This window comes from Mesoterricola silvestris, from assembly GCF_030295405.1.
In the GTDB taxonomy this organism is placed as follows: Bacteria; Acidobacteriota; Holophagae; order Holophagales; family Holophagaceae; genus Mesoterricola; species Mesoterricola silvestris.
On sequence record NZ_AP027080.1, the window covers coordinates 527,804 to 551,409 of the forward strand.

Below are 23,606 nucleotides of genomic sequence, written 5' to 3' on the forward strand. Positions count from 1 at the left end.
TTCCTGCTAGAAGAAGATGGTTTTCCGGACGTAGTCCAGGTAGGCGGAGATCTCGCGCTGCGTGCGGGGGGCGTCCCAACCGTAGAAGGTTCCGGCGACGGCCGCAACCCTGGAGGCCAGGACGGCCTGGAGGCGGTGGGAGACGGTGAGCTGCATTTCCGTGCGGCGCAGCATCAGGTCCATGAGGGTGGGGGCGTTCTCGAATTCCAGGATGTGGCGGATCTCGGCCCCGCAGAAGGGGTGGCCCTCCAGCAGGGGCAGGCCCGAGGCCGGGTCCGCCTTGATCTCCGCCAGGATGGCCACGGCTCCGTGGCCGTACTGCTGGTGGAGGTGGCGCAGCGTGGCCTCCGGCACGAGGCCGTCCAGGCGCATGGCTTCGAGTACCTTGGCGAAGGCCTCCCAGGTGATGCCCGCCTTCAGGGGGCGGCGGGTGAAGTGGCGGCCCCTCTCCCGGCCCCGCAGGGGGCGCAGGTAGCCCATGCGGGAGCAGTGGGACAGGACGTCCCAGCCCATGAGGCGGAAGGTGGTGAGCTTGCCGCCGGCGATGGCCACCAGGCCCGTGCCGGGGTCCCGGATGACGTGCCTCCGGGACACGGACGAGGCCGCTGCGCCCCCGTCCTTCACCAGGGGCCGGATGCCGGCGTAGGTGGAGAGGATGTCGTCGTAGCCGATGTCGGCGCCGGGGAAGCGGATGTTCACGGTGCGCAGCAGGTAGTCCGCGTCCTCCCGGGTGCAGAAGGGGGAATCCAGGGGCCCCTGGTAGTCGGTGTCGGTGGTGCCGATGAGGCTGATGTCCCCCCGGCGCAGCACGAAGAAGTTCCGGCCGTCGTCCAGGGACCGGAGGATGAAGGCCTCCCGGTTCCCCAGGCGCGCGTTGGGGATGGCCAGGTGGACCCCCTTGGTGGGCCGGGTCTCGGGGCCCGCGAGCTCCCCCGTCCAGATCCCGGTGGCGTTCACCACGCAGGCGGCCCTCACCGTGAAGGCCCGGTCCGAGAGGCGGTCCCGCACCTCCACGCCCCGCACCTTCCCGCCCTCCTGGAGGACGCGGACGGCCTCGGCGTAGTTGAGGGCCACGGAGCGGCCCCCGCTGAAGTCCCGGGCCTCCTTGAGCACCTCCACCACGAGCCGGGCGTCGTCCACGTTGGCGTCGTAGTAGAGCCCGGCCAGGACCATGCCCTCGGAGCGCACCCGGGGTTCGCGCTCCCTCAGCTGGGCGGGGGTGAGGATCCGGTGCCGCCGGATGCGGTAGCGGGAGAAGGCGTTGGAAAGGAGGTCGTAGAGCCTCAGGGCCGCCTTCACCCGCCCCGGGCTGTCCTTGCTGCCCAGGTAGGCGCAGTAGTGGAAGCCCAGGGGCCGGACCAGGTTGGGCAGGGCCGAAAGGAGCCAGTTGCGCTCCGTGGTGCTCTCGCGCACCAGCTTCCACTCCCTCTGGGCCAGGTAGCGCATGCCCCCGTGCACCAGCTTGGAGGAGCGGGAGGAGGTGCCGAAGGCGAAGTCCTCCCGGTCGAGCAGGAGGAAGGTGATGCCCCGCAGCGCGGCCTCCCGGGCGACGCCGGCGCCGGTGATGCCGCCGCCGATGATGACCAGGTCGAAATCCAGGGTGGCGGCCCGGTCCAGGACCCCGGGGCGGTCCAGGGCGGACCAGGAAAGGTGCGTGCCCTCCGTGTGGAAGTCGTCGGCCCGGCTCACAGGACCCCCTCCCCGGTCCTGCCGGGCAACTGGATGAATTCCAGGGGATGGAGATCGGTGCGCAGGGTGAAGCTCACGGCGTAGTACACCTCCCGCTTCAGCACCAGGGCCCGCTCCACCCGGATGGCCTGGCGGCTGCCCAGGGCCCGGGCCGCCTCTCGCTCTTCCTTGATGCGGAAATCCAGGGCGTGGAAGCGGTTGCGCACCCGGTCCGGGGCCAGGCCGTAGCGCCCGTTCATGAGGGCGTGGAGGGAGCCGGTGAGGTCCTCCGCGTCGATGCCCGGGAAGTCCGCCTCGCGGAAGTACGAGGTCTCCACCGCCAGCACCTCGCTCCTCACCAGGCGCAGGCGCCTGGCCTGGTAGACCCGGGGGGCCCCCTCGAAGAAGCCCCGGAGGAAGGTCGAGGAGATGCGCTCCGGGGCGATCCAGCCGGCTTCCAGGACCGTGTTGCGCACCGGGTGCCGGTTGCGGGCCAGTTCCTCGGTGATGGAGAGGGTCCCCGAAAGCGGATTGAAGCTCATGGGCGCCTCCACGAAGGTGCCCTTGCCGTGCATGCGGTAGATGAGGCCCTCGGCCTCCAGCATCCCCAGGGCCTTGCGCACCGTCTCGCGGCTGGCCTCGAAGCGCCGGACCAGTTCGGGTTCGGAGGGCAGGCGGTCCTCCCAGGCGCCTTCGGCGATCCGGGCCCGCAGATCGTCCCGGATGCTGGCGGCGAGGGTCTTCCTGATCATGGCGGGGGCTCCTCCAGGTTGTACGGACAAGTGTTGTATAGACAAGTTAGTCCCTTCCCGGAAACCGTCAATGGAATTCACGGGCCGCGGCGTACACTGGGGGAAAAGGGTCCGCCATGCACACGCTCATCGGGGAGAACGGGAAGGTCGGGTACGGCTGCCTGGACGGCCCGGTGCGGTTCAATCACGAGGCCTTCCCCCTGCGCACCTTCTTCGGGCGGAAGGCGGGGGCCCTGCGCCGGCGCATGGCCCTGGGGGCCTTCAGCTACCTGGGCATCCTGGGCGACGGCTTCGTGGCGGGCCTGGCGGCGGTGCGCCTGGGCTACGTGGCCAACGTCTTCGGGTTCTTCTTCGATTCCGGCACGGGGGCCTACTGGGAGCGCTCCGTGAAGGACCGGCCTGGCCGCCTGGTCTTCCCCCTGGACCCCGACGCCTGCGCCATCCACTACGAAAGCCGCGGCTGCGGCCTGGATCTGGCCAAGTCCCACGACCGGGAGCGGCTGGAGGTGGAGGCCCGCTTCGGCGAGCGCCTGGTCGTCAAGGGCCTCTTCCCCTACGGCTTCAGGCACCACCCCCTGCGGGTGGTGAACCCCAGTTGCGGGGACCCCAACCGCTTCACCTTCACCGAGAAATGCGCCCCCCTCCTGCCGGAGGCCCTGTCCGTGACCTTCGACGGCGTCGAACGGGCCGGGGACCTGGGCCGGGTGGCCGCTGTCTACGATTGGTCCGCTGGCTTCTTCAACCGGAACAGCAATTGGCTCTGGTCGGCCCTGGCCGGCGTCCTACCGGACGGCACCCCCGTGGGCGCCAATTTCGCCGCCCTGGTCAACGAGTCCTTCTACCCCGAAAACGCCTTCTGGGTGGGCGGCAAGCGCATCCGCCTGGCCCAGGTGGTCTTCGATTACGACCCGGAGGATCCCAGGCGGGAGGACTGGCGCATCTTCACCGAGGACGGACAAGTGGAACTGCGCTTCCGGCCCCTGGGGGAGCGGGGGGAGCGCACGCGGCTTCCCTTCCTGAAGGTGAATTTCCGCCAGTTCTTCGGGGAGTACACCGGCTGGCTGCGCGACCCGGGTGGCAGGTCGGTGCGCCTGGAACGGCTTATGGGGGTGGCGGAAATTCATCTATCTGTTTGGTAAGGCCGGTATCTTTGGGCAGGTGGTGGCTAATGCCCGATCGGTTCGGCGCATGGTGGGGCCAAGGAAGGGTCTTTGGCAATGCACGAACGCATGGCGCCACGAAAACCAGGCAGAAAAATCAAACGCTGGGGCGCAGAGGACTCGCTGGGGCGCTGGGGGAACAGATTCCGGTGTGAACGACGCGACGGATCCGGCCATCCCGGTCGCGTGGACCCCATCGGAAGACCCCGCCGCCAGTCCCCCCCAGGTTCACCTTCTTTTCCCAGCGCCCCAGCGAGCCCTCTGCGCCCCAGCGTTTAATCCTTTCCCTGGTCCCGCCGAATCGCCCCGTTCAGGCCGGTCACACCCTTCCCCAACCAGTCTTTTCCCTGGTCCAGCCGAATCGCCCCTACCTGCCCAGGCGTTCCTGGATGATCCCCACCGCCATGCGGATTTCCTCCGGGGAAAGCCGGCCCTCCTTGAAGAAGAGCACGGTCCCGTCCCGGTCCAGGACGATGACCGCCGAGGTCCCCGGGGCCAGGCCCCAGGCGGCCCGGGCCGCGCCCTTCTCGTCGGCCACGAAGAGGGCGTAGGGGGTGTCCCGCTGATTCTTCTCCAGGCGGCTCACCCCGATCCCATGGGTGACCCAGTTGGCCTCGGAGAGGTTCAGGACGGTCACCGTCTTGTAGGGGCTGTCCGGGAGCCGCTCCGGGAGCTTGGCGGCGATGAGGGCGTCGATGTACGGCTTGTTGATGTCGTCGATGCCCATGCGCGCCGCGAGGTGGTAGATGGTGCGGACCCGGCCGTTGGTGGCGGAGGCCTTCCAGGGGTGGTACGTGACGGCCTTGCCGTCCAGGACCAGGAGGCCCTTGTCGGCCACGTGGGCCTCGGGGAGCCGGGTCCCGACGGGGATCCCGGCGAGGATGGGACCCAGGGCGAGGAGGGCGAGGGCGGCGGCGCGGATCATGGGACCTCCCGGGCCAGGCGCGTGAAGAACGCGATGCACCGGTCGGCGATCAGCTCCTTGTCGTGGTCCATGGTGGCCACGTGGTAGGAGTGCTGGAGCCACACCAGCTCCTTGTCGGCGGAGCCGGCTTCCTGGAGCGTGAGGGGGGCGTTGCGGGCCGGGAGCACGTGGTCCTCCCTGGACTTGAAGATGAGCAGGGGCTGGCGCAGGGAGGGCAGGGCCGCCCTGGCCTCCCGGGCGAGGCGGTACACCTGCTCCACCCCCGCCGTGGGGGTGCGGTCGCAGGCGGGTTCACTGATGCCCGAATCCAGGATGTCGGAAGCGATGCCGGGGGTGGAGGGCACCAGGTGCTTGAGCAGGAAGGCCAAGGGAACCAGGGGATGGCCGAAGACCAGCGCGTGGTTCACCAGGGCCACGCCTCGGATGGCCGGATCGGTCTCGGCCAGGCGCAGGGCCAGGGTGCCCCCCATGGACAGCCCCGCCACGAAGACGGGCCCGCCGCGGGCCTTGAGGCGCTCCAGGGCCGCGCGCAGATCCCGAAGCCAGTCCTCCCGCGTCGCCTTGGCCAGCTCGCGCCAGGCGGGGCCATGGCCCGTGAGCCGGGGGCACTCTACGTTGAAGCCCGCCTCGGCCAGGCGCCGGGCCAGGTGGATCACGCTGGCGGGCCCGCCGGTGAAGCCGTGGGAAACCAGGACCCCCGCGCCGGTTCCAGGGTAGGCGGAAAACGGTTGCCAGGCCGATTCGGGATCGCGCAGCGCCATGGGGCCTCTCGGGCAGGGGGACTTCCCGGATTCTGGGAGCTGCGGGCGGACGGCGTCAAGGGGAAAGCGCGCCCGGCCAAACAATGATTTGACGGGCCGTGCGGGCAGGTCTAGCATCCCCCCACAACCCCGTTTTCCCATGACCGTCCGAAGGCGGGCCTCCGTCTGCCCTCGAACCGGAATCCCGTCCCCACCCAGGTCCCAGGAACCCCCCACTGGAGGTACGTAAATGAAGAGAGCCCTGCTCCATTCGTCCTTGATCCTGGCCCTGGCCCCCCCGGCCGCCGCGGGCGGCATCTTCTACAACAGCAACCAGAGTGCCGAATACATCCGCATGTTCGACCGGAACAGCGCCATCGACAACGCGGACATCGTGTACTACAACATGGCCGGCACCCCCCGGCTCCGGGACGGCTGGACCTTCAATTTCAGCGACCAGATGATCTTCCAGAAGGCCACGGTGCGCACCATCGGGAATCCGGCGGTGGGCGACCGCACCTACACCTCCGACAACCCGGTGCTCATCGTCCCCAATTTCTACCTGGCGTACAAGAAGGACACCTGGTCGGCGTTCCTGGGCGTGGAGACCCTGGGGGCCACGGCCATCCGGGAATGGAAGGGCGGGCTGCCCACCCTCGATCTCATGGGCAAGCAGCTGGCGGGCTACGGCCAGACCGAGTACTCCCAGGTCATCGGCGCCGACGCCATCGCCGCGGCCCTGGCCGGGGGCGCCACCAGCGCCCAGGCCCAGGCCGCGGGCCTGGCGGCGGGGCTCGGCACCTCCTCCTTCCCCTCCAATTCGTACCTGAAGGGCTCATCCAGCTACATCGCCCTGCGCATCGGCGGGGCCGTGCAGGTCAATCCGGGCCTCTCCCTGGCCCTGGCGGGGCGCTTCGTCACGTCCCAGCAGGCCACGGTGGGGAGCGTGGACGGCTATTGCACGTACAACCAGTTCAACCACGATCTCAGGACCCACAACCGGCTGGTCATCGACAAGGTGGACAGGGCCACGGGGTTCTCGGCGGAATTCGGCCTCAACTACTGCCCCAACGACAAGGCCGTGGTGAACCTCACGTACGAAATGGGCACGTCCCTGGATTTCAAGACCACCGTCCACGACGGCAAGGACGGCGGCGGCCTCTTCCGGGACGGCGCCAGGGCGCACCTGGACCTGCCCCAGGTGGTGCGCTTCGGCTTCGGCTACCAGCTGACCCCCGCCCTGCGGCTCTCCATGGGGGCCAACGCCTACCTGGAGAAGAACGTGGACTTCGGCATGCTGGACAACGCCCAGTTCGGCGTCAAGGCCTCCCAGGCCTACCGCAACACCTACGAGGAATCCGCGGCCTTCGAGTACCAGATCAATCCCCGGTGGCTCTTCAGCTTCGGCATCAACCTGAACCAGATCGGGCAGCGCCAGGAATCCACCATGGACATCAGCGTCCCGGGCGCCCATGCCAACTACATGTCCGAAGGCGTCGGCTTCCAGTTCGCGGCCACGCGGCGCATGAAGGTCAATGTGGGCCTCGCCCACACGGCCTTCCAGAACAAGTACAGGAACGCGGACGCCGGGGACCGGCAGCTGGCGGCTTCGTACGCCGCGCAGGGCGTCACCATCGCGCCCACCAAGGAATACAACAAGGAATACTACATCCTCGCCCTCGGCGTCGATTTCCATTTCTAACGGACAGGAGCCATCCATGCCAAGGAATATCGCCACGCTGGCCGCCGGGAGCATCCTCACCGTACTGCTCGTAGGCTGCTCTCTTTCCTCCCCCGAGAAACTCGCCGGTCCCGCCCCCCTCGCCGGGGACGCCAAGGTGGTCATCCTCCAGACCACGGACGTCCATGACCACGCCAACGGCATCGGACCCATGTCGGCCACCAGCCCGGCCCCCCTGGGGTCCTACGCGCGGGTGGCGGCCTACGTGAATTCCGTGCGGGCCGGCGCCGCCTCCGGCACCTCCGTGGTGCTGGTGGATTCCGGCGACTGGAGCATGGGCACGCTGTACGACCTGACGCTGGGGTCCCAGCCCCTGGCCACCTTCTTCATCGACACGCTGCGCTACGACTGCGTGACCCTGGGCAACCACGAATTCGACTACACGCCCCTGGGCCTCGCCACGGCGCTCTCCCTCTCCCAGTCCAAGTTCGGCTACCACACCCCCATCGTCGCCTCCAACACGGTGCTCAACGGGAACAAGGACCTGGCCCCCTTCATGGGCACGGCCATCACCCCCACCTACACGAAGACCTACCCCTCGGGGCTCAAGGTCGGGTTCATCGGCCTCATGGGCACCGAGGCCGCCGCCGCCGCCCCGGCCTCGGCCCCGGTGACCTTCACCGACTACAGCCGGAACTACGCCCTGGTGCAGTCCCTGGTGGACACCCTGCGCAACACGGAGGGCTGCCACGTGGTCGTCGCCCTCTCCCACGCGGGGACGGATTCCTCGGACATCACCGCCGTCAAGGGCGAGGACGTGAACCTGGCCAAGAACACCACCGGCATCGATGTCATCGCCTCCGGCCACACCCACAACGCCTTCCCGGATGCCCAGGCGAGCTTCGCCCAGAAGAGCGCCGTGGCCGGCAAGACCTGGACGACCCAGATCATCTGCGCCGGGGCCTACACCACCAACGTGGCGCGCATCGACCTCACCTACAACGCCGCCTCGAAGACCACCACCCTGGTGTCGGCCTCCAACAAGGCCATGACCGACGCCAGCCTCGCGGCCCTGGGGGTGAACCCCGTGCGCGACCCCGCCCAGTCGGTCTTCGTGGCCCAGGCGGATTCCCAGCTCAACTACGGGCTGGGTTCCCTGTTCACCACCCTCTTCGGATCCCAGGCGGGCTACGTCTTCGATTCCACGGACCTGACCACGGGCGTCTACAAGGTGGTGGGCTCCACCCCCCAGGAGATGCGCTCCAACGACCAGAACCCCGTGCGCTGCCCCAACGGCATGGGCGACCTCGCCGCGGATGCCGTGCGGAACGTGCCCAACGGCATCATCTCCGCCGCCATCGCCCAGACCATGAGGGCCAAGGGCCTGACCCAGGACCAGGCCGTGTTGGCCCTCGCGACCGCGGGCTTCAACCCCATGTTCTTCACGGCCGGAATCGTGCCCACCGGCGTCATCCGCGACCACCTGGCCGCGGGCCCCATCTCCTTGGCCAACGCATACAACGTGCTTCCCCTGGGCATCTCCCCGGACACGACCCAGGCCATCCCGGTGGGCTACCCCCTCATGTCCATCTACCTCACCACCGAGGACCTGAAGAAGGTGTGCGCCCTGCAGCTCCTGAGCCAGTGCAACCTGACCCCCTCGGACTACTACCTGAACATTTCAGGGCTGAGCTACGCGCTGGACGGGCCGGGATCCTACCTGTACTTCAAGTACGCCACCGCCGCCGCCGTGCTGTCGGTGGTGCAGTCCAAGGCCGCCACGGTCGCCGCCGCCGGCGCCGCCTACCAGGCCCTGGCCACCCTGGGCTCCACCGGCGATCCCGCGGCGCTCCTGGCCGCCATGGCGGGCGGCAATCCCTACGCCACCGCCATGGTCGCCCTGAACGATCCCCCCGCCACGCTGGACGCCACCCAGACCGGCACCAACCTGCAGGTCCTGGGGGACGTTGCCGCCAAGGGGGCCGCCGACGCCGCCACGGGCGGCATCACCCTCAACACCAAGATTTTCACCATGGCCATCGGCGCCATCGGCCAGATCTCGGCGTTCGACGCGGCCGACGCCATGTGCACCGGCCCCACCACGCTGGACCTCGTTCCCGCCACCCGCTACCGCGTGGCCGGGGACCTCTACGCGGTGATGATGATGGGCGCGGCCAAGTCCAAATTCGGAGTGGACATCACCGCGTACGCCGGTAACACCCGAATGGACGCCACCACGGTTTCCGCCGCCGACCTGGCCGGGGCCATGAAGTACCGGATCAACGCCGCCGGCCCCGTACTCCCGGTGGTGGAGCTCAAGGAATGGATGGCCCTGGTGCAGTACATCGGCGCCCTGGGCGGCACCGTCCCGCCCCAGTACCTGTCCACCCCCGCCTTCACCGATTTCGCGGTGGGGGGGCGATGGGGAACGGCGGTCACGGTGCGGAACCAGACCTACCCCCTCGCGCCCATCGGGGCGATGATGACGACGCTCGCGGGCCTGTAGGCGCCCCTTTTCCGTGGAGGATCCATGACCCGCCTGCGCGGCTCCCACGTGCTCATCACCGGCGCCGCCAGCGGCATCGGGCGCCTCATGGCCCAGGAGGCCCGGGTGCGGGGGGCCCGGCTCACGCTCCTGGACCGGGACGAGGCGGGGCTGCGCTCCGTCCTGGCGGAGCTGGGGGGCGATACCGCCATATACACCGTGGACCTCTCGGACCGCGCCCGGATCCAGGCCACGGCCGCCCAGGTCCTCAAGGCCCGGGGGGCGGTGGACGTGCTCATCAACAACGCCGGCATCGTCACCGGCAAGCCCATCCTGGAATGCACGGACGAGGCCATCGAGCGCACCTTCCAGGTGAACACCCTGGCCCTGTTCTGGATGGCCCGGGCCTTCCTGCCGGCCATGATCGAGCAGGGCCGGGGGCACCTGGTCACCGTGGCCAGCGCCGCGGGCCTTTCGGGCACCTCCCGGCTCACCGACTACTGCGCCTCGAAATTCGCCGCCGTGGGCTTCGACGAATCCCTGCGCCTGGAGCTCCGGCGCCTGGGCCACCCCGTGCGCACCACCGTGGTGTGCCCCTACTACATCGACACCGGCATGTTCCGCGGCGTGAAGACCCGGTTCCCCTGGCTCCTGCCGATCCTGGACCCCGCCTACGTCACCTTCCGCATCCTGGACGCCATCGAGAAGGACCGGGCCCGGCTCATCCTGCCCCGGTTCGTGGTGGCCGTGCTCATGATCAAGTTCCTGCCGGCGGCCCTGTTCGACGCGATCACGGGCTTTTTCGGGGTGAACCGGTCCATGGACGAATTCAAGGGCAGGTAGGAGGATCGGCCGGGCATCCGTTTTTTTTGCTAGGATAGGGCCAGGGAACCACCGGTCTCCTGCCCGTGTGGCCCCTCCTTGTGTGAGAGCGTCCATGACCCTTAGCTCGCCCGCCCGTTCTCTGCGCTTCGCGCGGTGGGCCGCGTTCGGGATCCTGGCGTGGGGGAGCTGCCTGGGGGCCGCGGGCCTGCAGGCGATCCGCACCACCGGGCGCATCCGTCTGGACGGGGGCATGCGGGAGCCCGACTGGAAGCGCGCCCCCGCCGCCACGGGGTTCCGCACCTCCTGGCCGGACTTCGGGCAGGAAGCCGCCACCCCCACCGAGGTGAAGGTCCTCTACGACGAAGACTACCTCTACGTGGGCGCCCACATGGGGCTGCCCCGGGGGGTCCGCCCCGTGCGCCGCGTGCACCGCCGGGACCAGGAAAGCACCAGCGACTGGTTCGGGGTGTACATCGACAGCGCCCGGGACCGGCGCACCGCCTTCGGGTTCCTCGTCAACGCCGCGGGGGTCCAGCGGGACGCCCTCTATGCCGGGGATTCCATGACCGGCGATTCCTCCTGGGACGCCGTGTGGGAAAGCCAGGTGAAGTCGGGCCCCGGGGGCTGGACCGCCATCCTCAAGATCCCCCTCTCCGTCCTGCGCCTCCGGGGCGGCGACGGGGTGTGGGGCATCAACTTCAGCCGCACCGATTCCGGGGCCATCCGGGAATCCAGCTACTGGGACCTGCCCCCCCGGGGGGAGAACGCCTTCGCCAGCCGGTTCCCGGACCTCACGGGCATCAAGGGGGTCACCCCCCGGCTCCGGCGGGAATGGATCCCGTTCTTCACCTTCACGGACAAATTCCACACGGCCAAGGCGTACGATGACCGGCGGCGGAAGGGGAACGCCGGCGTGGATGCCCACCTGGGCCTGACCCCCGCCTCCCAGCTGGATCTCACCGTGCGCCCGGACTTCGCCCAGGTGGAGGTGGACCAGGCGGTGCTGAACCTGTCCACGGTGGAGACGGTCTTTCCCGAAAAGCGCCCCTTCTTCCTGGAGGGCATGGAGATCTTCCAGTTCCCGGGGGTGCGCCTCTTCTACAGCCGCCGCATCGGCCGGAGCCTGGCCAGCCCCTCCCTGGACACGGGGCAGACCCTCCTGGACGGGCCCCCCACCGCGGAGATCGCCGCGGCGGCGAAGTACACCGCCAAGCTGGACACGGGCCTGACCCTGGGCTCCCTGGCCGCGGGGGTGGAGAACGCCCGGGGCGTGGTGGGCACGGAGGACGGCGGGCGCCTGAACCGGTCCATCGCCCCCTACGCCACCTACGGGGTCGTGCGGGCCATCCAGACCCTGGACCACCGGGGCAGCACCCTGGGGGGCTTCGCCTCCATGGTCCGGGAGGCCGATCCCGCGGGCCGCTCCGCCCGGGTGGGGGCCATGGACGCCGTCCTGAAGAGCTCCGACCGGTCCTCCCAGGTGGACCTGAGCACGGCCTGGAGCCAGGCGGGGACCCGGGGATCCGAGGTGGACGGGTTCTGGGGCTACGGCCGGTTCTTCAAGCGCTGGAATTCCGGGTGGCGGTTTGAGGTGAACGGGGACAACGCCAGCCGGAATTTCAATCCCAATGATCTGGGCTACCAGGCCAGGGCGGACGAGCAGCGCGGATACATCGGTGTCGCCCGCCACTGGGACCAGCGGTTCCTGTGCCTGCGCAACTGGGAGTGGGGGGCCGATTTCGCCCTGGCCCGGGACCAGGAAGGCAAGGTGTTCCAGAGGACCGCCAGCGCCTGGGCCAGCACGGACTTCACGAATTTCTGGTCGGTGTGGGGCAACGCCCACGTGGCCCTGCCCGTGGACGACGACCGGGAACTGCGGACCTATTCCGATCCCGTGAAGAAGTACCTCCACCGGGGCTCCATCCCGGGCGTGGGCCTGGGCTTCGACACCCCGGGAAATCGGCCCTGGTACGTGCGCATCACCGCCAGCCGTTCCTTCTGGCCCGAAGGCCCCACCTCCGACGCGGGGTGGTACCAGTCCATCAAGCTGGGTCCGGCCATGGAGATCCAGTCCGACACCTCCGTCACCCGCAACGAAGGCGAACTGCGGTACCTGGAGACCCAGGGCACCACCCCCGTGGTGGGGCTGCGCCGCATGACCCAGTTCAACGAGACCCTGCGCCTGGCCTACGCCATGACCCCGCGCCTGAGCCTCCAGGTGCTGGGGCAGTGGCTCATGGCCAACTGGGATTTCCGCAACCTCCAGAGCTACGTGGACGACGCGACCCTCGCCCCCGGCGCGGCCAGCGCCACCACCTCCTTCTCGGACCGGGTCTGGAACCAGAACGTGATCGTGCGGTGGGAATTCAACCCCGGATCCACGGCGTTCTTCGTCTACACCCACGGCGTGGCCACCGACGCCCTCATCAACGACCGCGGCAGCCTCAGCCCCCGCGCGGACGTGGCCGTGCTCTCCCGGCTTCCCTCCGACGACGCCTTCCAGGTGAAGGTGAGCTGGATGTTCCGTTAGTCCACGTTCTCGACCCACCCAAGCTATCCCCTTGATCCCATCCATCCGATTCATCCCTGTTCCGCAGGGCCAGCGATGAGGTGGGGCGGCGCGTCGCTGATCTGCATGCGCCAACCCATCCCTGCTTTGGCCCTGCGGGAACAGGGATGGAATAGATGAACGGGATGAAGGGGATGAAAGGGGGGGGCGAGGGCGGGGTGGGTCGGCGCGTGGGTTCAGGGTTCGGTGCAGGCTGCGGTCTCGATCAGGGCCATCAACTCCCGCTGGGTCTCCCGGCCCGCGGGGTCGGCCTCGTAGCGGGCGGAGACCTTCCGGCGGGCGGCGGCCACGTCGCCGCAGGCCTTGCCCCGGGCGATGAGGTCCCTCAGGGCCGCGGGCATGGGGCCCCAGTTGCCGCATTCCACCCAGGCTTCGGAAAGGAAGATGAACTTGGGGATGGCCTCCCCGCCGTTGGTGAGGAAGCGGGCGAAGACCTGGGGGTGCTGCTCCCGAGAAACGAAGCGCACCTGGAGATTCGGGGCGGCCTGGGCCAGGCGCTGGAGCACCGGCACGTGCCGGACCACGTCCCCGCACCAGTCCTCGGCGATGGCCACCACCCGCACCGGCCGGGGAAGGGCCCCCAGCCAGGCCCGTGCCTGGGGCTCCAGCTGGGCGGAGCCCAGGATCTCAGCCATGCGGTCCCGGTTGGCCGGATGGGTGCCTTGGGTGATCCATTGGGAATAGGGCAGGCCGGACTCGAAAACGGATTTCCAGTCCAGGGCGGGAAGGATGGGGGGCATGGGCATGGCGGGAACCTCCGCTGGCATTCTGCACGAAGTAGGTTTTTTAGCGTATATCGGCCCCCGTCATTTCCCCCTAGGATTCCCTAGGTGAAGGCCCCGGAAAGCCCGGCCGACACCATGAATAATTGTTTGAGTTGAACCGATCATACAAAACCTTGCGCAATGGAGGAATTGGGAGAACATCTCCACCAATCTCAACCTCTGAACCGCCCTGCCGATAAGCCATTCGAATCGCAGCTGGCCCCACTTCCCCCACGGAACTGAAAGGAGAATCTCATGGCTTTCCTGGCGAATCTTCGCTTGACCGCCCGTCTTCTACTGGCCTTCCTGGTGGTCTCCATCATCACGGTGCTGGTGGGGCTGTACGGGCTGAACGGGACCTCCACCGTCGCCGACCGCATGCACTCCGTGTACCAGGACAATGTCCTGGGCCAGAAGTACGTGGCCAACACCCTGGTGTCCCTGGCGGCCCTCCAGCAGCGGGTGGTGTACATGGCCCTGGCCGTGGACGCCAAGGGGCGCGCGGAGGAAATGGCCGTGATCGAGGACGGCAAGAAGTCCGTCCTGGACTGGATGGCCAAGGAGCGCTCCAGCGCCATGAGCGACGTCGAGGCCGGGATGTGGAAGGAATTCGACGCCAAGTGGGCCACGTACACCGATGCCATCAAGCGGGCCGAGGGCCTCCTCAACTCCACCAAGCATGAGGATGGCCGGCTCCTGGTGGTGAACGAGACCCGGCCCATGTACAAGGATCTCCGGGCCCTGGTCATGAAGATCTTCGAGGACAACGGCCGGGTGGCGGAAGAGGGCGACAAGGCGGGGGCAGCCGTCTACGCGTCCCTGCGCCGCAATATCATTCTCATCATCTTCGCGGCCTTCGGTCTGGCCATGGGCCTGGGCTTCCTGGTGATCCGGGTGATCAAGCGGCAAGTGGGCGGCGAGCCGGCGGATGCCGCCCTCATCGCCCAGCAGGTGGCGGCGGGGGACCTGGCAGTCGCCGTGAACCTCATGCCCGGCGACACCACCAGCATGATGGCCTCCATCAAGAACATGGTGGAGAAGCTCGCCTCCGTGGTGGGGCAGGTGCAGGATGCCGCCCAGTCCCTGGTGGGGGCTTCGGAACAGCTCAGCTCCACGGCCCAGTCCCTGAGCCAGGGCGCCAGCGAACAGGCAGCGAGCGTGGAGGAGACCAGCGCCTCCGTGGAGGAAATGAGCGCGTCCATCGCCCAGAACAACGAGAACGCCAAGGTGACCGGGGATATCGCCATCAGGACGGCCAAGGAGACGGTGGACGGGGGCCAGGCGGTGAAGGAGACCGTGGGGGCCATGAAGCAGATCGCCCAGAAGATCGCCATCATCGACGACATCGCCTATCAGACCAACCTGCTCGCCCTGAACGCGGCCATCGAGGCGGGACGGGCCGGCGAGCACGGCAAGGGGTTTGCCGTCGTGGCGGCCGAAGTGCGGAAGCTGGCCGAGCGAAGCCAGGTGGCGGCCGAAGAGATCAGCGGGCTGGCCTCGGGCAGCGTGGATCTGGCGGAACGGGCGGGCAAGCTGCTCGACACCATCGTGCCCTCCATCCAGAAGACCTCGGACCTGGTCATGGAGATCGCCGCGGCCTCCGCGGAACAGAATTCCGGGGTGGGCCAGATCAACGCGGCCATCGGGCAGATCAGCCAGACCGTGGCCCACAGCGCCGCCGCGTCGGAGGAACTGGCCTCCACCTCCGAGGAGGTCAACGCCCAGGCCCTGGAGCTCCAGTCCACCATGGAATTCTTCCGCCTGGCCCGGGCCGCCGCCCAGACCCGGAAACGCAGCGCCTCGCGGCCTTCCGCGCCGGCGCGCAGGACCGCGGCCCCGCGGGAGGCGGAGGAGGGGGAATTCTCCCGCTTTTGATGGCGGGTCCATGGGGAGGTAGAATCCACTCTATCGTGATGCCCCCCGCAAACTGAATGACCCATCCTTTCCGCGCGGCCCCCCGCGCCCCGACCAGGAGACCAGACCCCTTGGAATCCCCAGCCCGTGGAACCCACCTTTCCCTCCCCCCGCAGCTGGAAGCCTACGGCCTCCCCGCCGTGGTCTTCCTGGCCCCATGGCTCGCCTCCGGGTTCTCCTGGAAGGGCGGGGTCCTGGGCCTCGCGGCCCTGGGGTGCCTCCTCCTGGCCCGGCGTCCGAAACCCGCGGATCCCGTCCCGGAGGCGCCGGCGCCCGTGGAGGCAGCCCCCGCGGGCCGCCCCGGCATCGAGCAGGTCGCCGGCGCCGTGGTTCCCCTCTGGGCGGGCCAGACCACCCAGGCCCGGGCGGAAATGGAGGAGGCCATCACGGCCCTCACCGGGCGCTTCTCGGCCATGCAGCGCAACCTCAAGGAGGCCGTCCACTCCGCGGGGCTCGACACCAACCGCAGTCTCCAGGCCACCATCGAGGGGGGCGCGGCCGCCCTGCACGGGGTGGTGGAGGACCTGGAGGCCGGCGCCCGGGCCCGCAACGCCGTGCTGGAGAAGATCCAGGACCTGGCGGCCATCACCGAGGAACTGCGGACCATGTCCGAGGAGGTGGCCGCCATCGCCAACCAGACCAACCTCCTGGCCCTGAACGCCGCCATCGAGGCCGCCCACGCCCGGGAACTGGGCCGGGGCTTCGCGGTGGTGGCCGACGAAGTGCGCAAGCTGAGCATGCGCTCGGGCACCACGGGCAACGCCATCACCTCCAAGGTGGCCTGGGTGAACAAGTCGCTCCTGGACACCCTGGCCGCCACCCAGGCCTTCGCCACCACGGACGCGGAAATCGTCCAGAGGGCGGACGCCACCATCAAGAAGGTGGTGGAGGACATCCAGGAGGGCGTCACGCTCCTGTCCGAGTCCGCCCAGCGCTTCGAGGGCGTGGGCAGCCACCTGGGCCAGGAGATCTCCGGGACCCTGGTCCACCTGCAGTTCCAGGACCGGGTCGGGCAGATCCTCCAGAGCGTCGTGGCCGACATGGAGAAATTCAGCCACCGCCTCGAGCACCACCCTTCCGGCCTGGAGGTGGACCAGTGGCTCGCCGAGCTCGCCACCACCTACACCACCGCCGAGCAGCTCGCCATCCACCGCGGCGAGCAGACCTCCCAGGACTCCGATTCCGACATCACCTTCTTCTGAGTGGAACCCATGGCAAAAACCATCATGATCATCGACGATTCCGTGAGCCTCCGCCAGGTGGTGGCCATCGCCCTGGCCGGCGCGGGCTATGACGTCATCGAGGCCTGCGACGGCCAGGACGCCCTCGCCAAGCTCACGGGGCAGAAGATCCACCTGATGATCTGCGACGTGAACATGCCCAACATGGACGGCATCACCTTCCTCAAGTCCATCCGGGTGCACCCCTCCTACAAGTTCACCCCGGTGATCATGCTCACCACCGAAGCCGGGGAGGACAAGAAGCGCGAGGGCCAGGCCGCCGGGGCCCGGGCCTGGGTGGTCAAGCCCTTCAAGCCCGAGCAGCTCCTCGTCGCCGTATCCAAGTTGATCCTTCCCTGAGGCACGGCCATGATCGCCTTCGAACGCTCCCAGCACACCCTCCTCCTCTCCGGCGAACTCACCATCTATCACGCCGCCGAGGCGCGCCAGCGCCTCGGGGAGGAGCTTTCCGCCGATCCGGCGCTGGAGCTGGACCTTTCGGGCATCGAGGAGATCGACACCGCCGGCGCCCAGGTGCTGCTCTGGCTCAAGCGCGAGGCCCGGTCCCTGGGCCTGGCGCTGCCCTACACCAGCCACAGCCCCGCCGTCCTGGACGTGCTCGACCAGCTCAACCTGGCCGGCGCCTTCGGGGACACCCTGCTCATCGCTCCCAACGCCTGAGGCAACCATGGACATGGACCAGGTCAAGCAGACCTTCATCATCGAATGCCGGGAATTGCTGGCTTCCATGGAAGAGGCGCTCCTCACCGTGGAGGACCAGCCCGACGCCACCGAATCCATCAACGCCATCTTCCGCGCCGTGCACACCATCAAGGGCTCCGCGGGCCTTTTCGGCCTGGACCCCATCGTGCGGTTCGCCCACACGGTGGAAAGCGTCATGGACCGGGTGCGGGGAGGGCGGATCACCCTGAGCCCCGACCTGGTGGGCCTGTTCCTGGAATGCCACGACCACCTGGTGCGCATGCTCGCCACCGTGCGGGAGAACGCCCCCGAGCCGCCGGAGGTGGCGGAGGAGGGCGAACGCCTGCTGTCGGCCCTGGTGCCCTGGCTGGAAGGGGGCGTGGAGACCGTGGCCGTGGCGGTGCACCCGGAGGTGGCCCGCCCCCGCGGCACCGGCGGCGACCACTGGCACATCTCCGTGCGCTTCGCGCCCACGGTGCTCCAGAACGGCATGGATCCCCTGTCCTTCGTGCGCTACCTGCGCACCCTGGGCCGCATGACGAGCCTGCACTCCCTCCTGGAGAAGCTCCCCGCGGGCCCGGCCTTCGATCCCGAACTGTGCTACCTGGGCCTGGAAATGGACCTGGAGACCGACGCGGACCGCGCCACCCTGGAAGGGGTCTTCGAGTTCATCCAGGACGACAGCCGCATCCGGCTGATCCCCCCCCATTCCCGGGTGGAGGAGTACCTGGCCCTCATCCAGGCCATGCCCGACGAGGAGCACTACCTCGGGGAGATCCTGGTGGCCGGAGGCTGCATCACGGCCCGGGACCTGGAGGAGGCCCTGCGGATCCAGAGCGAGGAGGAATCCGCCCGCAAGATCGGCACCATCCTGGTGCAGGAGCAGAGCGTGCCCACCCCGGTGGTGGCCGCCGCCCTTGAGAAGCAGAAGCGCTTCCAGGACAAGCAGGCCCATGAGATGAAGGTGGTGAAGGTCGCCGCGGAGAAGCTCGACAAGCTTGTGAACCTCGTGGGCGAACTGGTCATCGCCGGGGCCAGCGCCCAGGTCCTGGCCAGCCAGGCCAAGGAGACCCGCCTGGCGGAGGCCACGGCCACCTTCAACAAGCTCGTGGAGGAGATCCGGGACAACGCCCTGAGCCTGCGCATGGTGCAGATCGGGGAGACCTTCAGCCGGTTCCGCCGCATCGTCCGGGACGTGAGCCGGGAGCTGGGCAAGGAGATCGAGCTGGAGATCCAGGGCGCCGACACCGAGCTGGACAAGACCATCGTGGAGAAGATCGCCGATCCGCTCATGCACATCGTGCGCAACTCCATCGACCACGGCATCGAATCCGCCGAGGTGCGCATCGCCCGGGGCAAGCCGGCCACGGGCTCCCTGTCGCTCAACGCCTTCCACGAATCCGGCAGCATCGTCATCGAGGTGGCCGACGACGGCGGAGGCCTGGACCGCGCGCGGATCCTGGCCAAGGCCGTGGAGCGGGGGCTGGTGGCCGCCGGGGCGGACCTCTCCGACAGCGAGGTGCACGCCCTGATCTTCGAGCCGGGGTTCTCCACGGCCGCGAGCGTGAGCAACCTCTCGGGCCGCGGCGTGGGCATGGACGTGGTGCGCCGGAACATCGACGAACTGCGGGGGACGGTGGAGATCGAGAGCTACGAGGGCTCGGGCACCACCATGCGCATCCGGCTCCCCCTGACCCTGGCCATCATCGACGGGTTCCGGGTGGAGGTGGCCGGCACCTGCTACGTCATCCCCCTGGACACCGTCATCGAATGCCTGGACCTGGGGCCCTTCCTGGAGTCCGAGGAGAACCACCTCATCAACCTCCGGGGCGAGGTGCTGCCCTTCCTCCGGCTCCGGGAGGTGTTCTCGGCCCCGGGGGACAGGCCCGCCAAGGAGCGGGTGGTGGTCATCCAGTACGGGGAGATCCGCGCCGGCATCGTCGTGGACAAGCTCCTGGGCGAATTCCAGACCGTCATCAAGCCGCTGGGGGAGCTCTTCCGGAACCTCAAGGGGGTGGGCGGCTCCACCATCCTCGGCACCGGCGAAGTGGCCCTGATCCTCGACGTGCCCCAACTCGTGCAGCTCGCCACCCGCAGGGGCCGGCAGACCCCCGTCCTTTCCTAGTTCAAGGGAGGTACCCCATGCAATGGTTCAAGCAGCTCCGTCTCGCCACCCAGCTCATCCTGGCCTTCGTCCTGGTCGCCCTCATCGCCGGAGGCGTGGGCGCCATCGGGATCCTCAACCTCGGCAAGCTCGCCGAAAGCGACCGCTTCATGTTCGATTCCGCCACCGCGCCCATGAAGAACCTGGACGCCATCAACGGGAACTTCCAGCTGGTGCGCAACTCCCTGAGCAAGACCATCGCCGCTCCCGACAAGGAGAAGCTCGCCATGGTGCTCACGGCCTACGAGAAGAACTGGAAGATCATGCAGGACGCCATGACCGCCTACGCCAAGCAGGCCACCACGGCGGAGGAGAAGGCCAACCTGGCCCGGCTCAAGGAACTCACCGTCACCTATGACCGGGAAGTGGCCCAGCCCATGATCCGCTTCCGGAACGAGAACAAGATCGCCGATTCCGTGGCCGTGTCCTACAGCGCCAACGTCGGCAAGATCACCAACGAGCTCAACGGCGTCATCGAGAAGATGATCCGCGAGAACGTGGAGGCGGCCGAGTCCATCGCCACCGCCAACGCCCAGACCGCGCGCTCGGCCTCCATCCAGATGACCGTGGCCATCGGGGTGGGCATGCTCCTGGCCGTGGGCCTGGGGCTCCTGGTGACCTCCCTCATCAAGCAGCAGGTGGGGGGCGAGCCCGGCTACGCGGCGTCCATCGTGCGCCAGGTGGCCGAAGGCAACCTCGCCCTGGAGGTGGTGACGGCCCAGGGCGACACCGGGAGCGTGATGGCCTCCATCAAGGTCATGGTGGAAAAGCTCTCCGACGTGGTGGGCCAGGTGCAGGAATCCTCCGATATGCTGGTGGGCGCCTCGGAGCAGCTGAGCTCCACGGCCCAGTCCCTGAGCCAGGGCGCTAGCGAACAGGCTGCCAGCGTCCAGGAGACCAGCGCCTCCATGGAGGAGATGAGCGCCTCCATCGCCCAGAACAACGAGAACGCCAAGGTCACCGGGGACCTGGCCTCCCGCACCGCCGTGGAGACCCTGGACGGCGGCAGGGCGGTGAAGGAGACTGTGGGGGCCATGAAGCAGATCGCCCAGAAGATCGCCATCATCGACGACATCGCATACCAGACGAACCTCCTGGCCCTCAACGCCGCCATCGAGGCGGGCCGGGCCGGGGAGCACGGCAAGGGCTTCGCCGTGGTGGCCGCGGAGGTGCGCAAGCTGGCCGAGCGCAGCCAGGTGGCGGCCGAAGAGATCAGCGGGCTGGCGTCGGGCAGCGTGGAACTGGCGGAACGGGCGGGCGCCCTGCTGGACACCATCGTCCCGTCCATCCAGAAGACCTCCGACCTGGTCATGGAGATCGCCGCCGCCTCCGCGGAACAGAATTCCGGAGTGGGCCAGATCAACGGCGCCATCGGCCAGATCAGCCAGGCCGTGGCCCAGAACGCCGCGGCCTCCGAGGAACTGGCCTCCACCTCCGAGGAGGTGAATGCCCAGGCGCAGGAGATGCAGAACACCGTCGCCTTCTTCCATCTGGCGGGCATGCGCTCCCAGGCCCGGAGGAAGCCCGCGCCCCAGCCCGCCGCCCGGGCCCCCCGGGCCCGGGGACCCGTCGCGGACGAACGTGAATTTTCCAGGTTCTGAGGGAAGGAGGCGCATATGGCGGAATCCATGCAGGTCAACAAGCGCACCCGGGCCGCGGTGGAGAGGGCCCAGGTGGAGAAGAAGGACCAGTTCCTGGCCTTCGTGCTGGGCGGGGAGCATTTCGCCATGGACATCCGGTCCATCAAGGAGGTGATCCAGTACGGGTCCCTCACGGAAGTGCCGCTCATGCCGGATTTCATCCGGGGGGTGATCAACCTGCGGGGCGCGGTGGTGCCGGTGATCGACCTGTCGGTGCGCTTCGGCCGCCCCGCCACCGAGGTGGCGCGGCGCACCTGCGTGGTGATCCTGGAGGTGGAGCAGGCCGGGGAGGTGGTGGAACTGGGCGTCATCGTGGACCACGTGAGCGAGGTCCTGGAGATCGGCGCCTCGGAGATCGAGCCGGCCCCGTCCTTCGGGAGCACCCTGCGCAGCGAGTTCCTGGCGGGGGTGGGCAAGGTGGGCGGGAAGTTCGTCATCCTCCTGGACGTCAACCACGTCCTTTCCATCGAAGAGATGGCGGCCCTGGGGGCCGGCGCCAGGACGGAAGCTTCGTGACCCTGCGCCCGACTCCGCCCGCATCGCCGCTGACGCCCGGCTCCCCGGCCATCTCCGACCAGGAGTTCGGCCGCATCCGGACCCTGGTCAAGCAGCTCACGGGCATCAACCTGTCGGACCAGAAGAAGGCCCTGGTGGTGGGCAGGCTGGGCAGCCGGCTCCGCCACCGGGGCCTGGCTTCCTTCGGGGCCTATTTCAAGATCCTCCAGGACCCCTCCGAGAAGGCCGAACTGCAGACGGCCATCGACCTGATGACCACCAACGAGACCTCCTTCTTCCGGGAGCCCGAGCACTTCCGCATCCTCGCCGACCACATCCGCGCCCTGCGCCCCGTGCCCTTCCCCTTCAAGGTGTGGAGCGCGGCCAGCTCCAGCGGGGAGGAGGCCTACACCATCGCCATGGTCCTTTCCGAGGTGCTGGGAACCGCCGACTGGCAGGTGCACGGCACCGACATCAGCACCCGCGTCCTGGAGCGGGCCCGGACCGGCCTCTACCCCATCGAGCGCAGCGCCGGCATCCCCAAGGACCTGCTCCACGCCCACTGCCTCAAGGGGGGCGGCAAGCAGGAAGGCATGTTCCTCATCGGCAAGCAGCTCCGGCAGCGGGTCACCTTCACCCAGGCCAACCTCATCCAGCCCCTGCCCAGGCTGGGGCCCTTCGACGTGGCCTTCCTGCGCAACGTCCTCATCTACTTCGAGCCTCCCCAGAAGAAGCAGGTGGTGGACGCCGTCGCCGCGCAGATCAAGCCGGGGGGCCTGCTCATCGTCGGACACTCCGAGAGCCTCACCGGCCTCGACCACAGCCTCGTCCCCCTTCGCCCGACGGTGTACCGTGTCCCCTGACCCCATCAAAGTCCTGATCATCGACGATTCCGCGGTGGTGCGGCAGGCCCTCACGGAGATCCTGGGCAAGGACCGGGGCATCAAGGTCATCGGCCAGGCCATGGATCCGCTTTTCGCCATGGAGAAGATGAAGAAGGAATGGCCCGACGTCATCCTCCTGGACGTGGAGATGCCGCGCATGGACGGGATCACCTTCCTGCGCAAGATCATGGCCGAGCACCCCACGCCCGTCATCATCTGCTCCTCCCTCACCGCCAAGGGCGCAGAGACCACCATGCAGGCCCTGGCCGCCGGCGCCTTCACGATCTTCACCAAGCCCACCATGGGCGTGAAGAACTTCCTGGAGGACAGCTCGGGCGACCTGGTCGTGGCCGTGCGGGCCGCGGCGGGGGCCCGGGTGAACCGGGTGCTCAAGCCCGTCCCCCCCAAGGCCAACGCCGACATCGTCCTGCCCCCCGGAGGGGAGTCCATGGTGGTCACCACGGAGCGGTTCACCGCCATCGGCACCTCCACCGGGGGCACCCAGGCCCTGGAATTCGTCCTGGCCTCGCTGCCCCGCACCTGCCCAGGCATCGTGGTGGTCCAGCACATGCCCGAGAAGTTCACGGCCGCCTTCGCGGCCCGGCTCAACAGCATCTGCGAGATCGAGGTGCGGGAGGCCCGGACCGGGGACCGCGTCCTGGCCGGCCGCGCCCTCATCGCCCCCGGCGGGAAGCACCTCGTGGTGCGCCGCAGCGGCGCCCAGTACGTGGCCGAGGTGGTGAGCGCGCCCCCCGTGAACCGGCACTGCCCCTCCGTGGACGTGCTGTTCCGCTCCGTGGCCAAGTACGCCGGCCGGAACGCCCTGGGGGTGATCATGACCGGCATGGGCGACGACGGCGCCCGGGGCCTCCTGGAGATGAAGCAGGCCGGAGCCCACACCCTGGCCCAGGACGAGGAGAGCTGCGTGGTCTTCGGCATGCCCAAGGAGGCCATCAAGCTCGGCGCCGCCGACAAGGTCGTCCCCCTCTCCATGATCCCCGAACTCATCGCCCGCTGA

At 68.6% G+C, this 23,606-nt stretch carries 19 protein-coding genes; 14 read left to right on the top strand and 5 right to left on the bottom strand.

The features are described from left to right. Window positions 1–6: 6 nt before the first annotated feature. The gene (locus R2J76_RS02365) at window positions 7–1,689 is read right to left on the bottom strand and encodes a glycerol-3-phosphate dehydrogenase/oxidase (RefSeq protein ID WP_316414172.1); all 1,683 of its coding nucleotides are present in this window, start codon (window positions 1,687–1,689) and stop codon (window positions 7–9) included. After that, entirely contained in the window at window positions 1,686–2,420 is a 735-nt protein-coding gene (locus R2J76_RS02370; protein ID WP_316414173.1) for a GntR family transcriptional regulator, read from the bottom strand. Before R2J76_RS02370 ends, R2J76_RS02365 begins: the two co-directional genes overlap by 4 nt. Before the next feature lie 116 nt (window positions 2,421–2,536). On the opposite strand from R2J76_RS02370, the gene R2J76_RS02375 reads away from it, so the two are divergent. Further along, the gene (locus R2J76_RS02375; protein ID WP_316414174.1) at window positions 2,537–3,559 is read left to right on the top strand and encodes a DUF2804 domain-containing protein; all 1,023 of its coding nucleotides are present in this window, start codon (window positions 2,537–2,539) and stop codon (window positions 3,557–3,559) included. A gap of 388 nt (window positions 3,560–3,947) precedes the next feature. On the opposite strand, the gene R2J76_RS02380 is transcribed toward R2J76_RS02375, so the two are convergent. Continuing rightward, entirely contained in the window at window positions 3,948–4,505 is a 558-nt protein-coding gene (locus R2J76_RS02380) for a YtfJ family protein (RefSeq protein ID WP_316414175.1), read from the bottom strand. Further along, the gene (locus R2J76_RS02385) at window positions 4,502–5,266 is read right to left on the bottom strand and encodes an alpha/beta hydrolase (RefSeq protein ID WP_316414176.1); all 765 of its coding nucleotides are present in this window, start codon (window positions 5,264–5,266) and stop codon (window positions 4,502–4,504) included. Before R2J76_RS02385 ends, R2J76_RS02380 begins: the two co-directional genes overlap by 4 nt. Window positions 5,267–5,495: 229 nt before the next feature. On the opposite strand from R2J76_RS02385, the gene R2J76_RS02390 reads away from it, so the two are divergent. The 4 genes from R2J76_RS02390 (at window position 5,496) to R2J76_RS02405 (ending at window position 12,766) form a co-directional block, all read left to right on the top strand. Then, the gene (locus tag R2J76_RS02390; RefSeq protein ID WP_316414177.1) at window positions 5,496–6,947 is read left to right on the top strand and encodes an OmpP1/FadL family transporter; all 1,452 of its coding nucleotides are present in this window, start codon (window positions 5,496–5,498) and stop codon (window positions 6,945–6,947) included. Window positions 6,948–6,963: 16 nt separating this feature from the next. Continuing rightward, complete coding sequence (locus R2J76_RS02395) at window positions 6,964–9,432, top strand: bifunctional metallophosphatase/5'-nucleotidase (protein ID WP_316414178.1); 2,469 nt, start codon at window positions 6,964–6,966, stop codon at window positions 9,430–9,432. A gap of 24 nt (window positions 9,433–9,456) precedes the next feature. Then, a complete protein-coding gene (locus R2J76_RS02400) occupies window positions 9,457–10,254 on the top strand; it encodes an SDR family oxidoreductase (protein WP_316414179.1) in 798 nt (265 codons plus the stop codon). Window positions 10,255–10,348: 94 nt separating this feature from the next. Beyond that, a complete protein-coding gene (locus R2J76_RS02405) occupies window positions 10,349–12,766 on the top strand; it encodes a DUF5916 domain-containing protein (protein WP_316414180.1) in 2,418 nt (805 codons plus the stop codon). Between the two features lie 215 nt (window positions 12,767–12,981). Here the strand turns inward: R2J76_RS02405 and R2J76_RS02410 are convergent, their stop codons facing one another. Beyond that, entirely contained in the window at window positions 12,982–13,551 is a 570-nt protein-coding gene (locus R2J76_RS02410) for a thioredoxin family protein (RefSeq protein ID WP_316414181.1), read from the bottom strand. Window positions 13,552–13,824: 273 nt separating this feature from the next. Between R2J76_RS02410 and R2J76_RS02415 the strand changes: the two genes are divergently transcribed. From R2J76_RS02415 to R2J76_RS02455, 9 genes are all read left to right on the top strand, one after another. Beyond that, window positions 13,825–15,444, top strand: coding sequence for a methyl-accepting chemotaxis protein (locus tag R2J76_RS02415; protein WP_316414182.1), 1,620 nt, complete (start codon window positions 13,825–13,827; stop codon window positions 15,442–15,444). Window positions 15,445–15,554: 110 nt separating this feature from the next. Beyond that, on the top strand, window positions 15,555–16,685 hold the full coding sequence (locus tag R2J76_RS02420) for a methyl-accepting chemotaxis protein (protein ID WP_316414183.1): 1,131 nt from the start codon (window positions 15,555–15,557) through the stop codon (window positions 16,683–16,685). 9 nt (window positions 16,686–16,694) lie between these two features. Then, the gene (locus R2J76_RS02425) at window positions 16,695–17,063 is read left to right on the top strand and encodes a response regulator (RefSeq protein ID WP_316414184.1); all 369 of its coding nucleotides are present in this window, start codon (window positions 16,695–16,697) and stop codon (window positions 17,061–17,063) included. Between the two features lie 9 nt (window positions 17,064–17,072). Beyond that, window positions 17,073–17,384 carry an STAS domain-containing protein gene (locus R2J76_RS02430; protein WP_316414185.1) on the top strand — a complete coding sequence of 104 codons (312 nt, stop codon included), beginning with the start codon at window positions 17,073–17,075 and terminating at the stop codon, window positions 17,382–17,384. A gap of 7 nt (window positions 17,385–17,391) precedes the next feature. Continuing rightward, a complete protein-coding gene (locus R2J76_RS02435; RefSeq protein ID WP_316414186.1) occupies window positions 17,392–19,530 on the top strand; it encodes a chemotaxis protein CheA in 2,139 nt (712 codons plus the stop codon). A gap of 17 nt (window positions 19,531–19,547) precedes the next feature. Continuing rightward, entirely contained in the window at window positions 19,548–21,170 is a 1,623-nt protein-coding gene (locus R2J76_RS02440) for a methyl-accepting chemotaxis protein (protein WP_316414187.1), read from the top strand. Between the two features lie 15 nt (window positions 21,171–21,185). After that, window positions 21,186–21,725 carry a chemotaxis protein CheW gene (locus R2J76_RS02445; RefSeq protein WP_316414188.1) on the top strand — a complete coding sequence of 180 codons (540 nt, stop codon included), beginning with the start codon at window positions 21,186–21,188 and terminating at the stop codon, window positions 21,723–21,725. After that, window positions 21,722–22,567 carry a CheR family methyltransferase gene (locus R2J76_RS02450; RefSeq protein ID WP_316414189.1) on the top strand — a complete coding sequence of 282 codons (846 nt, stop codon included), beginning with the start codon at window positions 21,722–21,724 and terminating at the stop codon, window positions 22,565–22,567. The genes R2J76_RS02445 and R2J76_RS02450 overlap by 4 nt, the downstream gene beginning before the upstream one ends. Beyond that, a complete protein-coding gene (locus R2J76_RS02455) occupies window positions 22,557–23,606 on the top strand; it encodes a protein-glutamate methylesterase/protein-glutamine glutaminase (protein WP_316414190.1) in 1,050 nt (349 codons plus the stop codon). Before R2J76_RS02450 ends, R2J76_RS02455 begins: the two co-directional genes overlap by 11 nt.